The organism is Streptomyces sp. NBC_00690 (genome assembly GCF_036226685.1).
Lineage (GTDB): Bacteria > Actinomycetota > Actinomycetes > Streptomycetales > Streptomycetaceae > Streptomyces.
This window is the reverse complement of the sequence record NZ_CP109009.1, coordinates 8321357-8344146: the sequence shown is the minus strand read 5'-3', so window position 1 is coordinate 8344146 and position 22790 is coordinate 8321357. Positions and strand designations below refer to the sequence as shown.

Below are 22790 nucleotides of genomic sequence, written 5' to 3'. Positions count from 1 at the left end.
AAACAGCGAAAGAAGAAGAACCATGAGAAAGCGTCGTGTCCTTGTCGCAGCGGCCCTGGTGGCACCGCTGCTCCTCGGCGGCTGCGGAACGTCATCGGAGAAAGACAACGCGGAAGGCACCAAGGCCAAGAGTACGGTCGCGGCTGAGAAGAAGACCCGGACCATCACCCATGCCGTCGGCACCCTGTCCATACCGACCGCACCGAAGTCCGTGGTGGCGCTGGACGAGGTCGCCGGGCTCACCCTGGTGTCCCTCGGCATCAAGCCCAAGATCGTCTACAAGGCGAGCGCCCAGCCGCGCGGTCAGGAGATCCTGAAGGCCGAGGGCGTCGAACTGCGTGACGTGACGGTGGGAACGGTCCCCTCCATCGAGAAGCTCGCCGCGGACGCCCCCGATCTGCTGGTCGGTACCGGAGCGGCCGGGCCGACGGGTGTCGGCTACCAGAAGCTCACCAAGCTGGCGCCCACGGTCGTCCTCCCCATCGAGGGCACCTGGCGCGACATCGTCACCAAGACCGCGGGCTACTTCGGTCAGGAGGAGATCGGCAAGCGGCAGATCGCGGCGACCGAGGCGCTCCTGAAGAAGCCGGCGGACGCCAACAAGGCGGCCAAGGGCGACGAGACGCTGTCCCTGCTCGGCAACTCCTTCGGGCAGAACGACTTCACCATGCCTCCGCACGTACCCATCTCCACCCTCATCAAGGAGGCCGGATTCACCCGGCCGGCGTTCCAACAGCGCGAGGTCAAGGGCTACTCGGTGCCGCTGTCGTCGGAGTTCCTGCCCGAGCAGGACGCCAAGCTGATCGTGATCCCCAAGGGCGCCTACTACGACCCGGCGGCGCTCCAGAAGAAGCCGACCTTCGCCAAGCTCAAGGGGAAGGTCGTCATCCCGGACGCCGACATCTGGTACGGCATGTCCGGATTCGCCTTCTACGCCTCCGCGTACGACCTGAACAACCTCGCCTCCGGGCAGGGTGAGCTCACCTCGCAGGCGAACGTCCAGAAGGTCTGGCAGACCTATCTGTCGGAGACGAAGAAGTAGTCCTCGATCTCGTGGTGCCCCGGCGTGGGGCCGGGGCACCACGACCCGTCCGAGCAGTTCCCGCACAACCCATACCGGTCAGGAGAAGTGGTGGCAGAGGGGAAAGGAACCGCGGTGCCGCTATGGCTCATCGCGTTGTTCCTGTCGATATTCACGTTCTACACGGACGATCATGTGATCGCGGGGATACTCCCCGAGCTGGCAGCGGGGCTCTCGGTCTCCGAGGCAGTCGCCGGTCAGCTCGTCACGGTGTTCTCGCTGACGATCGCACTCGTCACACCCCTGGCCGGACTGTTGCTGTCCCATGTCGCGCGGCGCGCGGTGGTGCTGACCGCCCTGGCCGTGTTCACCGCCGCCAATCTGGCCGCGACCGCGGTCGACTCGTACGCGGTGATGGTGGGGTTGCGGATCGCAGCGGCCCTGGCCGCCGCGGCGGCGACCCCACTGATCTTCGCCAGCACCGCCGAGTTGGCTCCCCCGGAGCGCCGCGGCCGATATCTGTCGGTCCTGGCGATCGGAGTCACCGGCTCCATCGCCTTCGGAGTCCCGCTGGGCAGTTGGATCGGCACCAGCCTCAACTGGCAGGCCACCTTCGGCACGATGGCGGGCCTCGGCGCGGTGAGTCTGCTGCTCGTGGCCTTCTTCCTGCCCGCGACCGAGCCGTCGGTCCCGCTGCCGCTGAAGCAACAGCTCCGTGCGCTGTCAGCGCGGCCGATCCTGCTCGCCCTCACCGGCGGCGGGCTGGCCATCATGGGCTCGATCATGCTGCTGACCTATCTGGTCCCCTATCTCCAAGGAGTCCTCACCGCCGGTGACGGGGTGCGGAGCCTGGTCTTCTCCGTCCTCGGGATCGCCGGCACGGTGGGAGTCTTCGCCGGTGGGTACGCCACCGACCGGCTCGGCGCCGACCGCACCATCCGGCTCGGTCTCGGCCTGTTCATCGTCGTGGTGCTCGCCCTGGCCGCGCTGTGGTGGATCCGCCCGGTCTCCCTGGCGCTCTTCCTGCCCCTGGTCGCCCTGTGGGGTGCCCTGGCCTACCTCAGCTCGCCGGCCGTCCAAACCCGTCTGCACCAGGTGGCCGGTGATCTCACCGCCCAGGCGCTGGCCTTCAACACGAGCTTCGGCTACCTCGGGATCGCCCTCGGCGGGGCGCTCGGCGGGGTCATCGTCTCCCGGGTCGGCGCCGGCTGGCTCCCCGTCGCAACGGCCGTGACCTCCGTACTGGCGCTGGGGCTGATCACCCTCGCCTTCCGACAGCCGTCGTCCCCCACCGCCGTACCCCGTGGCGCCGACCACAAGCAAGGAGCGCCCCAGTGAGCCCGACGACCACCGGCGTGGACACCCCCGCCCCCGCATCCGAGACCCCGACCGCGGAATGCCCACCGACTGCCGCCCCGACCGCACCCGCCGACGCCCCGGCGACCCTCGGGGCACTCCTTCGCCCGGTGCGCGGACCGCTCACCACCAGCGCGGCCCTCGCCGCCGTCGCCGCCTTCGCGGGCGTCGTACCGCTGATCTGTCTGGTGGAGCTCGCCGGGGTGCTCCTGCCCAAGGTGACCGGCGGCACCGTGGACGAGGGCGCCGCATGGACCGCGGCGTGGATCGCCGCGGGTGCGCTCGCCCTGCGCCTGGTGCTGATGCTCGCCGCATCGACCGTCTCCCATCTGGCGGATGTACGCCTGGGTTCCTCGGTACGCAGGGCAGTGGTGCGCAGGCTCGGCCGGGTGCCGCTGGGCTGGTTCACCGAACGCAACTCCGGACTGGTGAAGAAGGCCGTACAGGATGATGTCGGGGCGCTCCACCACCTGGTGGCGCACTCGGTCACCGAACTGACCACGGCGATCGTCGTGCCCGCCACCATTCTCGGCTATCTGCTGCTGAGTGACCCGCTGATGACGGTCGTCACCCTGCTGCCGGTGTGTGCGGGAATGCTCGGACTCAAGATCGCCACCCGGGGCACCACGGAGAAGTTGGTGGAGTACGCGGGCTCGCTCGGCCGACTGGGCTCGGTGACCGTGGGGTTCGTCGACGGCATCACGGAGGTGAAGTCGTTCGGCACCATCGGGCGCGCCCATGAGGCGTATCGGGAGGCTGCCGACGACTTCGACGGCAGGCACTACGCATGGATGCGGTCGAGTTCCGCGGGCGCCACCTTCATGGAGATCGCCCTCTCCCCGATGACCCTGCTGCTGACGACGACAGCGGCCGGCGCCGCGCTACTGCGGGCCGGCTGGCTCGAAGGGCCGTTGGAGTTGCTGCCGTTCATTGTGCTGGGGCTGGCCATCCCAGCGCCCGTCCTCGCCGTGGGCTTCAACTATCACGCACTGCTGGCCGCCCGGGGCGCCGCTGACCGGGTCCGGCAGATCCTCGCCGAGCCCGAGTTGCCTTCGGTGCCGCACGGCCCGCGCCTGCCCGCCGAGGGATCGACCGTCCGCTTCGAGGCGGTGGACTTCTCCTACGGCGAGACCGCCGCGCTGCGCGGCATCGACCTCACGCTCGCACCCGGCACGATGACGGCGCTGGTCGGCCCGTCCGGCTCCGGCAAGTCGACACTGGCGAAGCTCCTGGCGCGCTTCCACGACCCGGTGTCCGGCCGGGTCACCGTCGACGGCACCGATCTGCGCCGACTGCCCTTCGCCGACCTGTACGGGCATGTCGGTTTCGTCTTCCAGGACACCACACCGCTCCGGGTGTCCCTGCGGGACAACATTCGGCTCGCCCGCCCCGACGCGAGCGACGAGGACGTGATGCGGGCGGCCCGCTCCGCACACATCGCGGACGTCATCGAACGGCTCCCCAAGGGGCTGGATTCCGTCGTCGGTACGGACGCCACCCTGTCGGGCGGCGAGTGCCAGCGCATCGCGATCGCCCGGGCGATCCTGGCCGACCGGCCCGTTCTCATCCTCGACGAGGCGACGTCGGCCGTCGACCCCGACAGCGAGGCCAGCATCCAGCAGGCGCTGAACGCACTCGCCGCCGACAAGACGGTGTTGGTGGTGGCACACCGGTTGCACACCGTGCGCCACGCCGACTCCATCGTCGTCCTCGACGGCGGTCGGATCGCGGCTCGGGGAACCCATGACGAACTCCTCGCGGGCGGCGGCCTCTACCCGGCGCTGTGGGCCGCCCACACCGGTGGCGAACCCGGCGGGTCGGACGCCTTGCCGGAGTCCTCGGCCACGACGCCCGACCCGAGCACCGGCCATGACGACCGCAGCGACAGCCGGGAAGGACCCGCACCACGATGATCCGCGATCTGCATACCCTCCTCGACGACACCGGGCGGCGCCAACTGCGCGCCCTGCTGCTGAGGATCACCGTTGCGGCCGTCCTGCAAGGACTGGCCGGCGCCACCCTCATCCCCCTGCTGGGCGCCGTCTTCACCGAGGACTGGGACCGCACCTGGACCTGGGCTGGCATCCTCGCCGCCCTGGTCATCGCCCATCATCTGCTGATCCTGCGCAACCATCTGCGCTCGGGCGAGTTGTCCAGCCGGTTGCTGCGGCTGCTGCACACCCGGTTGGGCGAGACGCTGACCACCATCCCCCTCGGCTGGTTCGGCGCCGGCCGCTCCGCCAACGTCAACCGGCTGGTCACCAAGACCGCCATCGACGTGGCCACCGCACCCGCGCATTTGATCGCCCCGGTCATCACGGCCTTCGCGACCCCGGCGACGATCATCGCGGTCACCCTCGTCGTGCGGTGGGAGATCGGTCTGGCCCTGCTGCTCGGCGCTCCGTTGCCGCTGCTCGCCTACCGGCTGTACCTGCGCGTGATCGAACGCGTCGAAAACGATTGGGAAACAGGCACCAACCGGGCGTCGGCTCAGGTCCTGGAGTACGCCACACAGCAGCCGGTGCTGCGCGCCTACGGCCGTACGCTGGACGAGAGCAGCCCCCTGGGTGCGGCCTTCGCCGAACAGGACGCGCAGGCCCGCCGCATGGTCCTCGGCAACTCCGCGGCGAGCGCACCCTTGTTCCTCGCCCTCCAGACGGTGCTGACGGTGGTGCTGGCCCTGGTGGTGCACCTGTCCCTCGCCCGGGACGCCGACATCGCGGTCCTGCTGGCGGTGATGGTCCTCGCGGTACGGTTCGTGGAGCCGCTCACGGCGGTGGCGGAGGTCGCCGGTGGGCTACGGATCGCGGCGGTCGGGATGCGCAGGTTCCAGGAGGTACTCTCCCTGGAACCGCTGCCGGAGCCGCAGACCCCCGCAGCGATGGGCGAACCGACGGTCGAGTTCCGTGAGGTGACCTTCGGCTATGAGCCCGAGCGGCCCGTACTGCGCTCGCTGTCGTTCAGCGCCGAACCGGGCACGCTGACCGCGCTGGTGGGGCCCTCCGGAGCGGGCAAGTCCACCGTCCTCTCGCTGATCGCCCGGTTTTACGACCTCGACCCCGGCGCGGGCACGGTGCTCGTGGGCGGTCGGGACATCCGGGAACTGGGCACCGAGGCGCTGATGCGGCAACTGTCCCTGGTGTCCCAGGATCCGTATCTGTTCGAGGACACCATCGAGAACAACATCCTGCTGGCGAAGCCGGGAGCCACCCGGGAGGAGTTGGAACGGGTGGCGCGGCTCGCACGGGTGGACGAGATCGTCCACCGGTTGCCCGACGGCTGGCAGACCAGGGTCGGCGAGGGCGGATCCACCCTGTCCGGGGGCGAGAAGCAGCGGGTGTCGATCGCCCGAGCCCTGCTCAAGGACGCTCCGATCGTCCTGCTCGACGAGGTGACCTCCTCGCTCGACGCGGAGAACGAGCGGCTGGTGCAGCAGGCCATCGCCCAACTCGCCGAGGACCGCACGGTCCTCGTGGTGGCCCATCGGCTCCAGACGGTCCGCAGCGCCGACCACATCATCGTCCTCGACGAGGGACGGGTGACCGAGTCGGGCACCCACACCCAACTGCTCGCGCACGACGGCACCTACCGCCGCTTCGTGGAGCTCCGCGAACAGGCCGACGCCTGGAAGCTCACGCCCCACTGACCCACCGCCCCACCCGACCCCACTGCCACCGTGCGGGGCCCACGAGCCGTGCCACGACTCACACCGCCCGCACTATTCACACTGCCCGCACTATTCACACCGCTCAGACCTCAGGGAGAGATCCAGATATGTCCACGAACCCCTTCGACGACGAGAACGGCCGTTTCTACGCGGTGGTCAACGAGGAGGAGCAGTACGCCCTGTGGCCCGCCTTCCGCGAGGTGCCGCCCGGCTGGCGGACCGTCTTCGGCGAGGCGTCCCGCGCCGAGGTGCTCCAGTACATCGAGGAGAACTGGACCGACATGCGTCCGCTGAGCCTGCGTGAGGCGATGGCCGCCGACGCCGCGCACTGAACCGTCCGGGCCGGCCGCGGCACGATCGCGGCCGGCCGTCGTCCGAGAACGCGCGCCTACCCATGAACGACCGATCGTCAGCGAGAGGTGAGGAACACCCGGTGGCCCCCAGCGGCAAGCAGGACATCGCCCAAGTCCTGGCACTCGGCCCCCTCCAACGGGGGCTGTACTCACTCAACAGGATGCTCCACAACGCTCCGGCGCGCCCTCCCGGCAACGCCGAGGGGCCGGATTCCGGCGGGGCGGCGGACATCTACTCCATCGCCGTACTGACCGACTTCCACGGGCCGTTGGACACCGCACGGCTGCGGCGCGCCCTCACCGCGGTACTGGCCCGCCATCCGCATCTGCTCGCACGGTTCTGGGACGAGGGGTTGCCGCATCCGGTGCAACTGGTGCCGGCGGTCGTCGACTTCCCCTGGCGGGAGGTGGAGATGACCGCCCAGGAGTTCCAGGCCCATGTCCACACCGCCCAGTACGAGCCCTTCGACCTGGTGGAGGGGCCGCCCCTGCGGGCCACCCTGGCCAGACTGGGCCCCGATCACCACCGGCTGTTGGTGGTCTTCCACCACATCGTGCTCGACGGCTGGTCCGTGCCGCTGTTCTGGCGGGAGCTCGCGGATCGCTACGAGGAGGGCGGTCGGGAGCCCGTGACGCCCTCCCCCGCGTATCCCGAGTACATCGGCTGGCTGCAACGGCAAGACCGACAGGGTTCGTTGCGCCGGTGGCGGGAGATGCTCTCCGGTGTGGACGAGCCGACGGTGGTCGCGAGTACGGCGCCTCCGGGTGTGGCTCCGCTGCCCCGGCTGACCATGCGCTCCCTGGAGGGGCCGGCGCTCGATGCACTGCTCGCCCGAGTGAGGTCCCTCAACCTCACGGTCAACACGGTCGCCCAGGTGGCCTGGGCGGTGCTGCTGCACCGGCTGACCGGCCGGGCGGACACGACCTTCGGGGTGACGGTCTCGGGCCGACCGGAAGAGGTGCCCGGCATCGAGTCATCCATCGGACTGTTCATCAACACGGTCCCCGCGCGCATCTCGCTCCGGCCGGACGAACCGCTCGACGCACTGTGCCGACGCGTCCAGAAGGACGCGGCGGAGCAACGCGCCCACGGTTATGTGGGTTTGAGCGAGATCCAGCGCGAAGCCGGCGCGGGCGACCTCTTCGACACCATGATGATCTTCCACAACACACCGAAGGGAACGGCACGGGACACCCTGGACCTCGGCGACGGTGTGAAGATGGCGCCAGTCCTGATGGACAGCTACACCCACTATCCGCTGACGGTGGTCCCCTTCCTCCTCGACGATCGGCTGTACGTCAACGTCGACCACGTCGACGCCCTGCTCGGCGGGCTGGACGCCGGACGTCTCGCGGAACGGTTCCTGCATCTGGTGCAGGAGATCGCTCGCGACCCAGGGCGTACGCACCGCGATCTGGACGTCCTGTTGCCCCAGGAGGCGTCGGAACTGAGGGCGCTCGCCGGCGGGCCCACCGCACCGCCCCAGCAGGATCGGCCGGCCGACCACGGCGTGCATCGCGCCTTCGAGCAGGCCGCTGATCGGCATCCCCGGCGTACGGCCGTCATCGATGCCACGGGGGAGCTCGACTACGGCACCTTGGACCGCTGGTCCAACGCCGTCGCACACCGATTGCGCGCCCTCGGCGTCGGGCCGGAGAGCCGGGTCGCGGTGGCGCTGCCGCGCACCAAGGAGTTCTTCGTCGCCCTCCTCGGGGTGCTGAAGGCCGGGGGCACCCTCGTACCCCTCGATCTCTCCGCTCCGCAGGACCGCAACACCACCATCGTCGAACTGGCGGGCACCCGCGTGCTCATCGCCGAGCCGGGTGCAGCGGACTGGTGGGCGGGCGAACGCTGCTCGACGGGGTCGTCGGCTCCCGCCGTCGGTGCACAGGGCACCGAACGGCTGATGGGCACCACGGCCGCCGACCAGGCGGTGCACACGGTGTTCACCTCGGGCTCCACCGGAGAGCCGAAGGGGGTCATCGCCACTCACGGAGGGCTGCTGGCGCTGCTGGCAGCGCATCGGGAGGAGATCTACGGGCCGGTCATCGGCGACACCGAACAGGTGCTGCGGGTGGGGCACGGCTGGTCGTTCGCCTTCGACGCGAGTTGGCAACCACAACTCGCCCTGCTCAGCGGCCACACCGTGGTCCTCTTCGACGAGGAGGACCAGCGCGATCCAAACCGGCTGGTGGGCAAGATCCACGAACACCGGGTGGACATGCTGGACACCTCGCCGTCGATGCTGGGCCGGCTGGCCGAGGCAGGTTTGATCGAGGGTGATCGATGCCCGCTGGCCATCCTGGCACTGGGCGGCGAGGACATCCCGCGCAGCGTCTGGGATGTGCTGGCCGGGCTCCAGGGCACCAGGGTGCACAACTTCTACGGTCCGACCGAGATCACCGTGGAGGCGGTCAACGCGTTCGTCGTCGCCGGTGAGGAGCCACAGATCGGCAGCGCCGCACCGGGGTCATCGGCCCAGGTACTCGGCCCGGATCTGCGGCCGGTGCCGCTCGGAGTGCGCGGGGAGTTGTACCTCGGCGGCCTACAGGTGGCGCGCGGCTACCAGGCCCGGTCGGCGCTCACCGCGGAGCGCTTCGTACCAGACCCGGTCACCGGGGAGCGTCTCTACCGCACCGGGGACGTGGTCCGACGCAATGCGGCGGGCCGGTTGGTGTTCCTCGGCCGGGCGGATGACCAGGTGAAGATCCGCGGCTATCGGATCGAGCTCGCGGAGATCGTCGCCGCACTGGAGACTCGGCCCGATGTGTCCCGGGCGGTGGTCGTGGCGCAGTCGGGAGCCCAGGGTCGCGTCCTGGTCGCGTATGTGGTGGCGACCGAGGAGGTACGGGCCACGGGCGTGCGTTTGGATCAGGTGGACCTTCGGGAGGACCTGGCCCGGCGCATTCCGCACTACATGGTGCCGGCCCGCTGGGTGGAGTTGGACGCGATCCCGCTGACGGTCAACAGCAAGGTGGACCTGAGGGCCCTGCCGCGGCCGTCGGGGGGCGGGGAGTCCTCTGACGCCTCCCGGCCACCGGCGAGCGATGCAGAGCGTACGGTGCTCACGGCGGCGCGGGCCCTGCTCGACGAGCCACATCTGGGTGTCGACGACGACATGTTCCACCGTGGGATGGACAGCATCGCCACCATCACGCTCGTGGGCGAACTGCGGCGGGCCGGGCTGAACTGCACCCCGCGGCAGATCGCGGTGCACCGCACCGCGGCCGAACTGGCGCGGGCGGTGACCGCCGCCCGGGAGCCGGAAGCAGTCGCAGCCGCGGCCGGCAAAGACACGGAGCCCGCCCGGGTGCGCACTCCGGCACTGGATTGGATGCAAGGGCTGGGCTCCTACCGTCGTTTCGCCCAGTCCCAGTTGATCTCCCTGCCCGGGGGGATCACCGCGGACGAGCTCACGCGTGTGCTGGAGCGGCTGCGCGCGGCGCATCCACAACTGTCGGCGCGGACCGTACGGGAGGCGGACGGGCGGCTCGCCCTGCTCGCCACGGCACCCGGCGCCGTGCCCGAAGTACTGGTGGTGGAGGAGCATCCACGACTGACTCCGCAGACCGTCCTGGAGAGCGCGCACCGCGTCTGGGAGCGGCTCGATCCCGCCAACGGCGCGATGATGGTGGGCGCGTTCCTACGGGAGACGGAGACCGGGGTGGGGCGGTTGTTCCTCGCCGTTCACCATGCGGTGGTGGACATCGTGTCCTGGCACGTCCTGCTGGAGGACCTTGCGGCCTGCCACGGCTCCGACCAGGGCACGCTGCTCACGGAGCACACGACCATGGTGGAGTGGTCCCGGGCGCTGGCCGCTCGGGCAGCCGGGGCCGAGCTACGCGACCAACTGCCGCACTGGGAAGGCGTGGCACGGGAGTACGAGCGGGCACCGAGGCTTGCGCGTCGGGTCGCCGATCCGGGCGTGCACACCCGCGGGCGGTTGGTGTCCCACCGGGTGACGGTGGACGCGACCACGACGGCGGCACTGTTGCGTTCGGCGTTGACCACTCCTGAGGGGGCGCTGCTCTCGGCGGTGGCACTCGCGGAGGCAGGTTGGCGGGAACGCCACGGGCATCCTGTGGACAGTGGACTGACCGTGGTGCGGGAGGGACACGGACGGCGGGACGACCTGGTCGGTCCCTTCGTGGACGGCACCGTCGACAGCTCTCGGACGGTGGGTTGGTTCAATGTGTTCCACCCCGTCGTGCTGGACGCAGGCGTAGACGGGCGGCTGACGCCCGAGGGTGCGCGGGCGGATCGCGAAGCCGCGCTCGCGTTGTTGCGGAAGGTGGCGCAGGAGTTGGCAGCCGTACCCCATGGCGGGTTCGACCACGGTCTGCTCGGTGCGGAGGTGGCGGTACCGGCCGAGGTGTTCTTCAGCTATCTCGGCCGTTTGGACCAGGTCGTCGCGGTTGATGATGACCGCCCGTGGACGCTGGTGGTCGACGACGCACTGCGGGAGGTCTTCCCGCAGGACAGCGAGCCGGATGCGGCCCAACCGTATCCGCTGGAGCTCATCTGCGCCGTCCATCCGGGGCCGGACGGCCCGGTGGTGGAGGCGTTGTGGCGGTACGACCCCGGCATCTGTGACGCAGGGGACATCCATGATCTGGCCGCGCTGTGGCGGGGGGCGCTCGATGCGCTGGCCGTCGCCGTCGCGGAGAATGAGAGGACGGGCGCATGACGCAGACCATCGACCTCGGTGGAATCACCCTGGCGTACGAGGAGTTCGGCAGCGGGGAACCCGTCGTGCTGGTCATGGGGGCGGGTTCGCCGGGGCGGGTGTGGCGTGCCCATCAGGTGCCCGCGCTGGTGGCCGCGGGGTTGCGGGTGATCGTCTTCGATGCCCGTGGGGTGGGTGGCAGCTCTGCCGGCCCGGAGGGGTTCACCCTGGACGACCTGAGGGACGATCTCGCGGGCCTGGTGGAGAAGGTGGCCGGGGGTCCGGCCCATGTGGTGGGGACATCCCTGGGTGCACGGGTGGCCCAACATCTGGCGCTGACCCGGCCCGACCTGGTGAGACGACTGGCCGTGCTGGCAACCCGTGGACGCACAGACGCGGCGCTCTCAGCGTTCTCGCTGGCCCAGATCGCCCTGCACGACCATGGCGTGGTCCTCCCCGCGGAGGTGCGGGCGGCACTCGGCGCACTGGCGAACCTATCGCCGGCGAGCCTGCGGGAGGAGATCGAGGCGGAGGACTGGCTCGCCATCCTGGGCATGGCACCGGCTACGCCTTCGGCGGGGGTCCGAGCGCAGTTCGCCGCGGCGCTCACGGGGTTCCCGCCGAGTGTGAGCGCATTCGCCGCCATCACCGCACCGACCTTGGTGGTCTCGTTCGCGGATGACAGGCTGTCCCCGCCGTACCTGGGTGAGGAGATGGCGCAGGTCATTCCCGGCGCCCGGCTGGAAGTGGTGGCCGACGCCGGTCACTTCGGGTACCTGGAGCGACCCGCCGAGGTGAATCGACTGCTCGTGGAGTTCTTGACGGCACCGTGAGGGCTGTGGGGCGCGATCGCTCGGGCGGAACTTTTCCAGGTGCGCCCGAGCGATCGCTTTCCCCCCTCGGGTGACGCCTTGATCCGATGCGGCCTGCGGGTGCTTCGGTGCTCTGCACCAAAGCGCCTGCGGGTGGCATCGAGGTGTCGGACCGGGGAGCTGACGGGATCCGGCCCGGTGGCCTGGCTTCACCCGGAGTCGATCGGTTGGCGCCTTCCATCGGGTGCGGTTCCCGAACCTGCGGCTCATCAGGTCCGGGAACCGGGCGGCGAGTTGTCAGCTGGAGCACCTGACCGTGCCGCTTCTCCCTGGAGGGATGTGGGTTTCGGGTGGCGTGGACGAAGGGCGTCCAACGCCACCCGGGACCTGCGTCAGCGCACGTCGACGTCGACGCAGTTGTAGAAGGCCATCGGGGTGTCGGCGATGTTCCACACCGCGAGCACCTTCTGCTTGCCGCTCAGCGAGCCGAAGTTCACCTGGTGGGTGACCGACGCGCCGGGCCGTGCACCGCCGTCGTTGAACTCCGCGATCTTCCGACCGCCGACGTAGTACTGCCAGGTGCTGGTGGCGTGGCGCGCCGTCAGCCGCCAGGTGAAGCTGGTCGACTTGCCGACGGGCGAGACCTTCCATCCCTTGCCGTCGTTGTCGAGCTCGGAGAATCCGGCGTTCCCACCGCTACAGCTGGTGAGCCCCTTGGGTCCTTCCACGCTCTGGGGCTCGTACTTGATGGCACCGCAGGGGACGGTGTTCGCGGCACACTGGGCCTGCCGGCTGGCAGGTGAGTTGATGTAGCCGTGCGCGCCCGCATTGCTGGCGGGCAGGCTGAGAGCGAGGAGTGGGGCGATTCCCGCACCGATGGCCACGGCCATCTTCCTCTTTCCGTTCATGTCGGCTCCTTCTGTGGGGGGCCTGCACGTGTGCAGGGCACGGAGGGGACAGGGCAGCGGCGTTGGAGCGCGTCCGTCCGAGCCGGTGACGGACCGTGGGGGGTCTGTCATCCGTACTCGCGACGTAGGCTCGATCCCGTCGTTGCTTGGTCTAGACCGTAGCGTTTGACGGCTCACGGTCAAGAGCAATCCTTGGGCACACCCTCGACCCAAGCCGTTTCTTGAGCCCCACGCCCCCCAGGGTCAACTGACGAACCGGTAATAGAACATTGAAGGACCGAGCCTGGTTGACCTGGGCAAACATCCGAATCTCCTTGCACTAGCCCGGAATCCTCAACTCCGGCCTCGCGTCCCCACATCTGGCCGAAATTCAACCTTCGAACATTTACTTCGAGTCGCAGCAGGTTTCACCACAGAAGATCACGATGCGGTCCATCACGTACGTCAGCCCGTCGGAGCGGCCCACCCACAGGAAGGTCGAACCCGGCCTTGCCGGCACCACCCGGAACGAGACCTCGAAGACCAGACCTAGGCAGAGATCTCCCCTGCGAGGAGGCCACTGAGCAGCACCGTCGCGCACTGCTCGGCGAGCTCCTCGGCATGGAGGGGCAGCGGCTCCCCGGCCCTGAGGTGACGACGGACCAGTGAGAGCGGCAGATCGACTAGGGCGAGCGCGACGCACTCGACCGCGCCGGGACCCTTGGCGCCCAGGGTCACCGCGAGGGCGGCGAGGGCGGTACGCACGCGCCGATTGCCGCGGTCCGCGCGATCTCCGTGCTCTTCGGACCAGTCGGCCCGCCCGAAGTCCTCCGCGCCGTAGAGAAGGAGGGCGGCCTCCTCGGGATGCGCCCGACTCCAGGCGACGACATGACGGGCCGCGGCACGCCCTGCACGCCGAGGGTCGTCATCTGCTTCCAGGGCCTTGAGGTATCCCTCCTGGAAGCCCTCCACCGTTCGTAGCCACACCTCGGCGAGCAGCGCGGACCGCCCGGGGAAGCGGTGATAGACCGAACCGCTCGGCGCGCCCACGTCCTTGGCGACGGCCGACATGGTCACCCCTGCCGGACCTGCCGCCGCGGCCCTTCGGACGGCGGCGTCGAGCAACTGGTCAACGTCGAAACGGGGTGGCCTGGCCATGGTCGAGAGGCTACCCTCCACCATATTAGAGAGCAGTCTCTAATAATGCCTCGGGAGGACGAATGGGCGTCTACAACGTGCACGAACGACTGCTGTCCGCCAAGGAGGAGGACGTGGGCGCGCTGATCGACGCCCTGGCGAGCGACGACGATCGGCTCTGGCCGCACGGATCGTGGCCGCGCATGACGCTCGACGGTCCACTGACGACCGGGGCTGTCGGGGGCCACGGACCGATCCGATACACGGTCGCAGCCCATGTGCCCGCGCTCTGGGTGCGGTTCGCTTTCAGCGGGCCGCGCGGCTTCGACGGATTCCATGAGTTCACGGTTCTGCCTGTCGACGACGGGAACACCCTGCTGCGACACACGCTCGCCATGCGGACCCACGGCCCGGCCCGGCTGACGTGGCCGGCCCTGTGGCGGCCCCTACACGACGCACTGCTTGAGGACAGCCTCGACCGCGCCGAACTGGCCTGTACGGGCACGGTGGCGCGCCCGGCCCGATGGAATGCGTACGTTCGTCTGCTGCGGCGCCTCGGCCGGGTCCGAACCCGATGAGCTGGCCGCTACCCCGGTAACCCCGATCCTGACAGGCTCAGCTCCCGGCCGAAGGGGGCGCTTCGGGGCCGTGGACGACGGTCAGGTCGGCGAGTCCGGAGAACGTCAGTACGGGATCCAGCAACGGGCCTGAGATGAGTTCCAGTCGGTGGGCGTGCGCGAACAGGACGCTCAAGCCTGCGCTGTCGAGGTACTCGACCTCGGTGAGATCGACGACCACCCGGTCCGGAATGGCGTCGAGCGCGGCGGCGAAGGCGTCGGTGTTGCTCATGTCGATCTCGCCGACAGCCTTGAGGACCGCCGTTCCGTCCGGCCGATGTCCGGAGGCGAGGGTGAGCGGTGTGGTCATCAGCTGATCCTCGTATACATGTCGACGATGGTGCCGCTCGGGCCGGGGGTGATGGTGACCTGCTGCATCATCGCGCGCATCAGGGTGACGCCCCGACCGCGGTGAGCGTTGAGTTCGGGCTGCGGCGTCTTCCAGTGCCCGCTGTCGGCGACGGACAGCCGCAGATCGTTGACGAGCGCTTCAGCCCGCAACCGGACCGTCTTCCCCGGACTGTTGCGGTGACCGTGCTCAATGGCGTTGGCGCACGCCTCACCGGCGGCGACCAGGACGTTCTGCACGGTCTGGGGCGGCAGGTCGCACTGGTCCAGCCAACTGCGCAGGGCCCTGCGCACGGGCGCCAGTTGGCCGGACTCCGCGCGGAAGGTCATTTCGAGCGGAGCGGGGTGACGGTACAGCAGGAGGGCGACGTCGTCGTCGTAGCCACCGGCCGGGGCGAGCCGCTCCATGACCTGGGTGGCCAGATCCTCGACGGCGGCATCGCGTCCGTCCTGGACCGCTTCACCGGCCTGGTCGATGCCCACGGTCAGTGGCCTGCGTCGGCGTTCGACCAGCCCGTCGGTGTAGAGCAACAGGGTGGCACGGGCGGGCACGGTGCACTCCGCCTCGGGCCGTTCGATGCCCGGCCTGACGGCGAGCGGCGCAAAGCGACCGCCGTCCAGGAGCCTGGTGGTGCCGTCGGAGTGCGCGAGGATGCCCGGCGGGTGCCCTGCGCTGGAGTAGGTCAGCCGTCCCGACTCGGGATCGAGCACGCCACAGAACACGGTCGTGCACAGTGCACCAGGGACCCCTGCGGCAAAGTGGTCCAGAGCCATCAGGGTCCGGGCGGGACTGGCGTCCTGGAGGAGCAGGGCGCGGCAGGCACTGCGCAACTGCCCCATGACCGCGGCTGCCGCCAGTCCGCGTCCGACGCAGTCGCCGACGATGATGCCGATGCGGCCGTCGGGCAGTGACACCGTGTCGTACCAGTCACCGCCGACCTCCAGCGGTCGGGTCGCGGGCTCGTAGCGGACGGCGAAGCCGTCGGGAAGGTTGGACGGGCCAAGGATGGCGCGCTGGAGTGCGAGGGCGGTCTCGCGCTGCTGGTCGATCTGGTGCGCGCGGTGCAGGCCCTGCGCCAGATGGCCTGCCAGCAGGGACAGGAGCAGTTGGTCCTCGCTGGTGAACGGCCGGTGCTCGCCGAGGTCCACCCAGAGCGCCAACGGGCCGTCGGGGTGCTCCAGGAGGATGCCGGCCCCGGTGTGGTCGGCGATCTGGGTGAGCAGGGGCCGCTGGCTCAGTTCATGGAGCGTACGGCGGCGCTCGTCGGACAGTTGCTGCCAACCGACCGCCGGATCGGTGGCGGTGAGGGTGGGTCGGTCCCCTCGGTCAAAAACGGCGGCCACGACATGGCGGGCACGCCACAGCCCCTTCAGTTCGGTCAGTGCCCCACCGAGCGCATCGGGAAGGTTGGTGGCCCGGGACAGGAGCGTGCTCAGGGAGGCGAGGGCGCTCTCGCGCTGGATGGCGTAGTGCTCGGCGGTGACGTCCCGGAAGGTGCCCACGGTCGCGCGGCGCCCGGTGTCGGGGTCCTGTGCCTCGTTGAACGTGGCGCTGATCCACAGCCGGTGGCCGTCGCGGTGGGTGACGGGGATGGTGTAGCTGCCCTGGGTCTGGCCGAGCAGTCCGGCGAAGGCATCGGTGACCTGCCGATGGGCCTGTGGATCGCGGGCCGCGTCAGGCCACCACGGGTGGATCGGCGCGTAGGGCAGACCCTCCGGTCCATAGCCGAGGATGTCGGCGAAGGCGGTGTTGACCTCGATGACCGTGCCGTCCTCGTCACAGACGAAGAACGCCTCCTGGAGCGAATCCACCAGTGCGGTCCGCCAGCGGACGTGGTGGCTGCGCAGGCGCGACAGTTCCACGTTCGCCCGGACCCGCGCCAACAGTTCGGCGGCGGCGAACGGCTTCACCAGATAGTCGTCGGCCCCGGCCTGCAAGCCCTCGATGGAAGCTTCCTGACCGGCACGCGCGGAAAGCAGCAGGACCGGTACGGACGCGGTGCGGGGGTCGGTGCGCAACGCCGCCACCAGGGCCAGCCCATCGAGCCTGGGCATCATCACATCGCTGACGACCAGATCGGGGGCCTGGCGGCGGATGGCGTCCAGCGCGTCCTGACCGTCGTTGACGGCGCGGACCTCGTAGCCGGCTCCGGACAGCAGCCGTACGAGGTACTCCCGCATGTCGGCGTTGTCGTCCGCGATGAGCAGCGTCGCAGGAACGGCCCGCGTGGAGGGAGGTGCCGTCGGGTCGGAGTCCGTGTCCCGGATGTCCCGGGGAGCCACGTCCGACCGGTCAGCGGGTAGCCAGCGCAGGGCTTCCTGAATGTAGGGGTGCGCCGTCGACGATGCGCCAGGCGTATCACCGACGGGTGCGAGGGCGTCGGACGGCAGATGCTCGGAGCCGAACGGCAACCGGATGGTGAAACAGGTGCCCTCGCCCTCGGTGCTGTCGGCGGTGATGGTGCCGCCGTGCAGACCGATGAGCTCCCGCACCAGCGCAAGTCCGATTCCGCTGCCCTCGTTGGAGCGGGAGCGGGCGTTCTCGATGCGGTGGAACCGCTCGAACAGTCGGGGTATCTCCTGGGCCGGGACACCGATACCGGTGTCCGTGACCGTCAGCACCGCTTCCCCGTCCGCTGCCCGCAGGGCCACATCGATCGAACCGACGAACGTGAACTTGAGGGCGTTGCTCAGCAGGTTGAGCACCACCTTCTCCCACATCTCGGCGTCGATGTAGACCGGCTGGTCCAGGGGCAGGCAGTCGACCTTGAAGTCGAGTCCGGCCTGCTCGACCGCCGAACTGAAGACGCTGGCCAGTTCGATGGTGACGGCCGCCAGGTCCACGGGTTCGTACCTGGCCTGCATCCGTCCGGCCTCGATGCGCGAGAAGTCGAGGAGGGTGTTGACGAGCTTGCCCAGGCGCAGCCCGTTGCGGTGCATCACGTCCAGCTCTTCGCGCACTTCGGGATCGGCGTCGGCCGACCGTCCGCGCAGCTGCTCCAGCGGGCCCATGATCAAGGTGAGCGGGGTGCGGAACTCATGGCTGACGTTGGAGAAGAAGGCGGTCTTCGCCCGGTCCAGCTCGGCCAGTTCCTCGGCCCGTCGCTGCTGGGCCTCGTAACTGCGGGCGCTCGCGACCCCTGCCGCGACATGGCCTGCGACCAGTTCGACGAACCCCCGGTACCCCTCGTCCAGGAGTCGATACCGGTTCAAGGCGGCCACGACGAAGCCGTACGGCCTGCCTCCCTGCTGCAACAGCGGCACGACCAGTGCCTGCGTGGGCGGTTGTGGCCAGTCACCGGTCGGCAGTTCGGCGAAGGAGGGGCTGTCGAGGGACATCAGCACGGACGCGCCCTCGGCCAGGGCCGCCGCCGGCCACATCCCGTCCGGGTCGTCGATCGACAGCACCGCCGGCGCCGCGGGGTGTCCGGCGGCCATTCCGGTGGCACCGGCGAGCCTCGCCGAGCCGCCCTCGTCGAAGAGGTAGGTCAGTGTGAAGGGCAGGTCCAGCGGATTGTGCCCGAGTTGCTGGCCGCAGAAGGCCAACACCTCCTGCTCGGTGCGTACGACGGTGGGGTCGGAGCCGAGGTCCCGCAGGGTCGCCATCCGTCGCTCGCCGATGACCCGCTCGGTGTCCTCGCTCACCACGCACAGCATGCCCACCACATGGCCCGCGTCATCGCGCAGGGGGCTGTAGGAGAACGTGTGGTAGCTCTCCTCCGTGAACCCGGACCGTTCCACGAAGAGCAGCAGCGCCTCGTCCCAGGTCGCCGTCCCCGTCGCCAGCACGGTGTCGATGCGCGGGCCGATGTCGCCCCAGATCTCGGCCCACACCTCGCTCGCGGGTCGACCCAACGCCCACGGGTACTTCTGGTCCAGCGTGTCGCGACGGTAGGAGGCGTTACAGAAGAACGTGAGCTCGGGTCCCCAGGCCATCCACATCGAGAACCGCGAGGAGAGCAGGATACTCACGGCCGTCCGAAGGCTCTGCGGCCATTGGGCGGGCGGCCCGAGCGGAGTGGCGTCCCAGTCGACCACGGCGAGGTGCCTGCCGACCTCCTCGTCCGCGGCGAACACGTCCGCTCCGTCTGTGGCCGGCAGCCCGCCCTCAGCGCCTTCGGAACCCGCCATGGGGAAACCCTTCGATCACGCCGACCAGCCCCCGGACGACTCGACTCCTCGGCCGCACCGGGAAACGGCGACTTCAACCCGTGCCGTGCGCGCTTTCGCACTGCTCGATCCCTCGCACCTCGTCTCGGCCACTGCCTCCACTGTCGGAATCGGGGTACGCGATCCGTAGGATATGGCAGCAGTCCGGCCAGCGGGTACGCGGGTACGGGACTCGGGACGGGCGGAGACAGCGGTGACAGTGATGGACGGTGCCCCTGGCCGGAACGCGGTGTCCCGGCCCTCGATCGAGGCACGGCGGTTGGCCGCGGTGCACCGCTACCAGATCCTGGACGCGCCGCCCGACGGCACGTTCGACAAGGTGGCCTTCCTCGCCGCCCGAATCTTCTCCGTGCCCTTCGCCGCCGTGGCCATCTACGATCCCGACCCCTGCGCCGCGCCGGCCGATCTCGACGGCGTCCTCAAGGGCGAGTACCAGGGCGACGACGGGCAGGCGGCCCATCTGGCGACCACCACCTGGCAGGATGCGGACAGCCTGCTGTCCGGCGTGCACAAGCTCCTCACCGATCTCGGTGCGGGCGTCCATGACGACACCGCACTGCTCGCTCTGTCCGTTCCCGTCCACCGCACCGACCCCGTACAGGAGACCTGGTGACCGACCGCACCCTGACCGTCACCGCTCGACCCCACCCCGTGGGCCCCCATCTGCTGACCGTGGCCGGCGAACTCGACCACCACACGGGACCCCGGCTACGAGCAGCCCTCGACGAGATCCCCTTCGGCTCCGGCGCCGGGTTGGTGATCGACCTCTCCGGCCTCACCTACTGCGACTCCACCGGCATCACCCTGCTGGTCAGCGCATACCAGCGGGCGCAGAACACCAACAGTCCACTGTCCCTGGCCGGGTTGAGCCCCGACCTGCTGAGGGTCTTCCGGATCGTCGGGCTCGACCAGGTCTTCACCCTGGAGCCCAGTGTGGAACACGCGATGAGCTCGCTACGCCCCTGATCGACCTGGCCGTTCCCTCCCGTCCGTCGTGTCTCTCGCGTCCTGACTCGACTGACTCGACTGACTCGACTGATCGTCCGGGGGAGCAGATCGGTGGGGGTGCGGTCGCTCGGCGGTTTCGCCTGGGCCGCCCTTCGGTGGCGGGCTGCCTCAGCCGGACGGCTTGCCGATCTGATGGTCGTAGAACACACGTGCCAGGGAGCGGATCAGCTCTCGCTGTTTGTCACAGTCGTTGATGACGTCTCCGCTGGCCATGAAGACGAGTTCCTGAGTGTTGGCTTCCTGACCGCCCTTGCGGGCGAAGCCTGCGCTCAGCCGGCCGGTTCCCGGGTCGCCCGGACAACTGGTGCGGAAGGAGGCTTGCCGCCCCACGTCAGGTAGGGCGCCGTAGCCGTCGGCCGGGCTGCCGGGCGCACCTGCCTGATAGCCGTCACGCTCGGTGTAGACGTCGAGGCGATGGCCGAGGGGATGTCTGGCGGCCGGTTCATAGCCGCAGTGCCATCCACCGTCGTGCCAGTCCCCGTGAGCCGAGAGCGAGAACGCCGGACTGCCCAGGATCGGCTCCAAGAGCTTCGGGTCGGGACAGCCCGATGTGTTCGCTTCGACCGCCGGCTTCCTTTCGCCTCCAGGGGCCTTCACCTGGTCGCCCTCTTGCTCGCCCTCTTCGCCGGAGGAGCCGCAGGCCGCCAGGGCGACGACCAGAGTCACGGCGGTGACCAGGCGGAAGGGCTGTCTGAGATGGCGCACGGAATCGTCTCTTCTCTGACGCGGAGTCGAACGTCCGCGATGATGTCAGACGTGGTGGATGACGTCAGGAGAAGTGATGATTTCGCAGACATGGTGAAGCCGCCGTTCTGGCGGCGGTCCAGGGGGGTGAGTCGGGGAGGGGCCTGGGCCCGGGCCGTGGGGTCGACCGACGGGGATGCAGGGGCCGGCCGGGACGACGCCACTTCGAGCGGGCGGACAACCATCGTGCCTGACAGTGAAATTGACACAACATCACCAACCGACGCTGAAGTCACTGTTGTCATCACCGACCACATGATCCTCATGGGTCTTCAACTGTTCCGACCAGGCCGAATGGGCAATGGAGCCGAATGGTCCACCGAGACGGGGGCACACGAGGTTATAGGCCGCCGCGGGTCATGGACCGTCCGGGTGCGGCCACCCGGCACGGACCCACCTCGGCTATCGACCATCGATCCCACCTTCTACCCTCGGGGCCACGAGCCCGGTGGATTCCGGAGACAAAACACGATGACGGCCTGACGGCCCGCACCACGGCAAACCAGCGGGCTCGCACCCCTCAAGCACTCGGCACGGAGCAGTCGTCATGATCACTCCCCCGTTACCCCCGTTCACCCACCGAACCGTCTTCATCCCCCGCACCGATCGCCAGGGCGAGGGGGATCATGCCGTCATGCACGTGGCGGGCGAGATCGACATGTACACGGGCGAGTGGTTGAAGGCTGCCCTCACTCTCTGCATCGCCTGCCGACCGGCAACGATCCATCTCGACATCACGGATGTGACCCTGCTGGACTCCGGTGGGCTCGACTCACTCACCTCCGCCCAGCAGGACGCCGCGGCGACCGGTGTCACCCTGCTGATCACCGGACAACCCGCACCCATCGTCGAGCGCCTCCTTCACCTCAAGGGGGCCCCTCCCCTGCCCGGCAACACCGAGCCCGGCACCCGGGTGCACTCGCAACCGCGCTGGGCGCGGTGGGACCGCATCCCCCATCCACCACAGCCGAAGTCCGGCCCTGCTCCGCACGCCCCCGCCGGCCAGAGCCACCGAAGACACCTCGGCGCTCCGGAAACGGCGTGTTGGGGCAAGGAGCACGGTCCGTTCGGTTCGCGGCGCCCTGGTCGGAGCACTGCTGCCGCAGCGCTGGTACTCGCCCTCGCCGCGGTCACAGGGCTGATGCTCGCCCTGTTCGCCGCCCACCGGCGTTGACCGTCGCACCGCGCCGTGTGCAGTGTGTAGCGCCGGATCGAGCCAAACCGCGACGACACCCATTGGCCACAAAGGACACTCCTGTAGCCTGCACGTGGCGTTGTAGCAGGACGCCTGAAGCGGTCAGTGCCCAGTGGTTGTGGTTGAGGTTGGGGTGTTTTCAGTGGTGACAGGAAAAGTGCTCAGTTTCGATGACGTGCGCGGCTACGGCTTCATCGCGCCGGACAACGGAACGGACGATGTCTTCATGCATGCGAACGATCTCCTGGACGACAAGTATCTGTTCCGTTCCGGGTCGCAGGTCGAGTTCGAGGTGGAAGACGGAGATCGCGGGCTCAAGGCATCGCATGTTCGTATCATCGCGTCCAGTAGCGGTGCTCCGACGCGCCAAGGGGCCGTGACAGCTCAGCGGCCGTCGGGTCACAGCAGGAGCGAGATCGAGGACGGTGACTGCGATCTGTTGTCAGCCGCCGAGTTCACCCAGGAACTCACCGAGGCGTTGCTCGTGGCTTCGCCGTCCTTGAGCGGGGAGCAGATCCTCCAAGTGCGCAAGCGCATCGTGGAGTTGGCCCGCACCCACAACTGGGTCGAGTCCTGATCCCAGCGCGGCCGGTCGGCTGACAGACAGGGAGTGGTCGAAACCGTGGTGCACGGTTTCGACCACTCCCTGTGTGCGACCACTCCTGTGTGCGACACGGACCCGTCCTATCGTGGTTCGCGGGGGATGCTCGCCCTGGACGTCGTGCACCACCGCATCCAGTACATCGAGGTATTGCACCGCCCCCCGCTGCGCCGAACCTCCACGGCGTAGCCCTCGGGCGGTATCCGT

General features: G+C 69.2%; 18 protein-coding genes. 13 read left to right on the top strand and 5 right to left on the bottom strand.

Going from position 1 to position 22790, the window contains the following annotated elements; translation table 11 throughout:
• Positions 1-22 precede the first annotated feature (22 nt).
• From OID54_RS35865 to OID54_RS35835, 7 genes are all read left to right on the top strand, one after another.
• Positions 23-1042, top strand: coding sequence for an ABC transporter substrate-binding protein (locus OID54_RS35865; RefSeq protein WP_329026602.1), 1020 nt, complete (start codon positions 23-25; stop codon positions 1040-1042).
• Between the two features lie 90 nt (positions 1043-1132).
• The gene (locus OID54_RS35860) at positions 1133-2359 is read left to right on the top strand and encodes an MFS transporter (RefSeq protein ID WP_329026600.1); all 1227 of its coding nucleotides are present in this window, start codon (positions 1133-1135) and stop codon (positions 2357-2359) included.
• Positions 2356-4290 carry an ABC transporter ATP-binding protein gene (locus tag OID54_RS35855; RefSeq protein WP_329026599.1) on the top strand — a complete coding sequence of 645 codons (1935 nt, stop codon included), beginning with the start codon at positions 2356-2358 and terminating at the stop codon, positions 4288-4290. Before OID54_RS35860 ends, OID54_RS35855 begins: the two co-directional genes overlap by 4 nt.
• Positions 4287-6023 (top strand): ABC transporter ATP-binding protein, encoded by a 1737-nt coding sequence (locus OID54_RS35850; protein WP_329026598.1) that lies wholly within the window; start codon positions 4287-4289, stop codon positions 6021-6023. The genes OID54_RS35855 and OID54_RS35850 overlap by 4 nt, the downstream gene beginning before the upstream one ends.
• 128 nt (positions 6024-6151) lie before the next feature.
• The gene (locus OID54_RS35845) at positions 6152-6376 is read left to right on the top strand and encodes an MbtH family protein (protein ID WP_329026596.1); all 225 of its coding nucleotides are present in this window, start codon (positions 6152-6154) and stop codon (positions 6374-6376) included.
• Positions 6377-6477: 101 nt separating this feature from the next.
• Positions 6478-11085: a non-ribosomal peptide synthetase gene (locus OID54_RS35840; protein ID WP_329026595.1), complete on the top strand. Its 4608-nt coding sequence runs from the start codon at positions 6478-6480 to the stop codon at positions 11083-11085.
• Positions 11082-11897 (top strand): alpha/beta fold hydrolase, encoded by an 816-nt coding sequence (locus OID54_RS35835; protein WP_329026592.1) that lies wholly within the window; start codon positions 11082-11084, stop codon positions 11895-11897. Before OID54_RS35840 ends, OID54_RS35835 begins: the two co-directional genes overlap by 4 nt.
• 371 nt (positions 11898-12268) lie before the next feature.
• Here the strand turns inward: OID54_RS35835 and OID54_RS35830 are convergent, their stop codons facing one another.
• Positions 12269-12784 (bottom strand): lytic polysaccharide monooxygenase auxiliary activity family 9 protein, encoded by a 516-nt coding sequence (locus tag OID54_RS35830; protein WP_329026590.1) that lies wholly within the window; start codon positions 12782-12784, stop codon positions 12269-12271.
• A 528-nt stretch (positions 12785-13312) separates the two neighbouring features.
• A complete protein-coding gene (locus OID54_RS35825; protein WP_329026587.1) occupies positions 13313-13921 on the bottom strand; it encodes a TetR/AcrR family transcriptional regulator in 609 nt (202 codons plus the stop codon).
• A 62-nt stretch (positions 13922-13983) separates the two neighbouring features.
• Here OID54_RS35825 and OID54_RS35820 point away from each other — a divergent pair, with 62 nt between their 5' ends.
• Positions 13984-14478, top strand: a complete 495-nt coding sequence (locus OID54_RS35820) for an SRPBCC family protein (RefSeq protein ID WP_329026585.1) — start codon at positions 13984-13986, stop codon at positions 14476-14478.
• 37 nt (positions 14479-14515) lie between these two features.
• Here OID54_RS35820 and OID54_RS35815 read toward each other — a convergent pair whose 3' ends face one another.
• Positions 14516-14827 carry an STAS domain-containing protein gene (locus OID54_RS35815; RefSeq protein ID WP_329026583.1) on the bottom strand — a complete coding sequence of 104 codons (312 nt, stop codon included), beginning with the start codon at positions 14825-14827 and terminating at the stop codon, positions 14516-14518.
• Complete coding sequence (locus tag OID54_RS35810) at positions 14827-18996, bottom strand: SpoIIE family protein phosphatase (RefSeq protein ID WP_329026581.1); 4170 nt, start codon at positions 18994-18996, stop codon at positions 14827-14829. Before OID54_RS35810 ends, OID54_RS35815 begins: the two co-directional genes overlap by 1 nt.
• 241 nt (positions 18997-19237) lie before the next feature.
• Between OID54_RS35810 and OID54_RS35805 the strand changes: the two genes are divergently transcribed.
• Positions 19238-19648, top strand: a complete 411-nt coding sequence (locus OID54_RS35805) for a hypothetical protein (RefSeq protein ID WP_329027983.1) — start codon at positions 19238-19240, stop codon at positions 19646-19648.
• Entirely contained in the window at positions 19645-20001 is a 357-nt protein-coding gene (locus OID54_RS35800; protein WP_329026578.1) for an STAS domain-containing protein, read from the top strand. Before OID54_RS35805 ends, OID54_RS35800 begins: the two co-directional genes overlap by 4 nt.
• Positions 20002-20151: 150 nt before the next feature.
• On the opposite strand, the gene OID54_RS35795 is transcribed toward OID54_RS35800, so the two are convergent.
• Complete coding sequence (locus OID54_RS35795; protein ID WP_329026576.1) at positions 20152-20748, bottom strand: hypothetical protein; 597 nt, start codon at positions 20746-20748, stop codon at positions 20152-20154.
• A gap of 586 nt (positions 20749-21334) precedes the next feature.
• On the opposite strand from OID54_RS35795, the gene OID54_RS35790 reads away from it, so the two are divergent.
• From OID54_RS35790 to OID54_RS35780, 3 genes are all read left to right on the top strand, one after another.
• Positions 21335-21961: an STAS domain-containing protein gene (locus OID54_RS35790; RefSeq protein ID WP_329026575.1), complete on the top strand. Its 627-nt coding sequence runs from the start codon at positions 21335-21337 to the stop codon at positions 21959-21961.
• A 178-nt stretch (positions 21962-22139) separates the two neighbouring features.
• Positions 22140-22559: a cold-shock protein gene (locus OID54_RS35785; RefSeq protein WP_329026573.1), complete on the top strand. Its 420-nt coding sequence runs from the start codon at positions 22140-22142 to the stop codon at positions 22557-22559.
• 33 nt (positions 22560-22592) lie between these two features.
• Positions 22593-22772, top strand: a complete 180-nt coding sequence (locus OID54_RS35780) for a hypothetical protein (RefSeq protein WP_329026572.1) — start codon at positions 22593-22595, stop codon at positions 22770-22772.
• Positions 22773-22790: the final 18 nt, after the last annotated feature.

Coding starts and splice junctions, on each gene's coding strand:
- OID54_RS35845 (WP_329026596.1), top strand. CDS start 6,152: ATGTCCACGAACCCCTTCGACGACGAGAACGGCCGTTTCTACGCGGTG.
- OID54_RS35815 (WP_329026583.1), bottom strand. CDS start 14,827: ATGACCACACCGCTCACCCTCGCCTCCGGACATCGGCCGGACGGAACG.
- OID54_RS35830 (WP_329026590.1), bottom strand. CDS start 12,784: ATGAACGGAAAGAGGAAGATGGCCGTGGCCATCGGTGCGGGAATCGCC.
- OID54_RS35850 (WP_329026598.1), top strand. CDS start 4,287: ATGATCCGCGATCTGCATACCCTCCTCGACGACACCGGGCGGCGCCAA.
- OID54_RS35810 (WP_329026581.1), bottom strand. CDS start 18,996: ATGGCGGGTTCCGAAGGCGCTGAGGGCGGGCTGCCGGCCACAGACGGA.
- OID54_RS35865 (WP_329026602.1), top strand. CDS start 23: ATGAGAAAGCGTCGTGTCCTTGTCGCAGCGGCCCTGGTGGCACCGCTG.
- OID54_RS35820 (WP_329026585.1), top strand. CDS start 13,984: ATGGGCGTCTACAACGTGCACGAACGACTGCTGTCCGCCAAGGAGGAG.
- OID54_RS35835 (WP_329026592.1), top strand. CDS start 11,082: ATGACGCAGACCATCGACCTCGGTGGAATCACCCTGGCGTACGAGGAG.
- OID54_RS35790 (WP_329026575.1), top strand. CDS start 21,335: ATGATCACTCCCCCGTTACCCCCGTTCACCCACCGAACCGTCTTCATC.
- OID54_RS35805 (WP_329027983.1), top strand. CDS start 19,238: ATGGACGGTGCCCCTGGCCGGAACGCGGTGTCCCGGCCCTCGATCGAG.
- OID54_RS35825 (WP_329026587.1), bottom strand. CDS start 13,921: ATGGCCAGGCCACCCCGTTTCGACGTTGACCAGTTGCTCGACGCCGCC.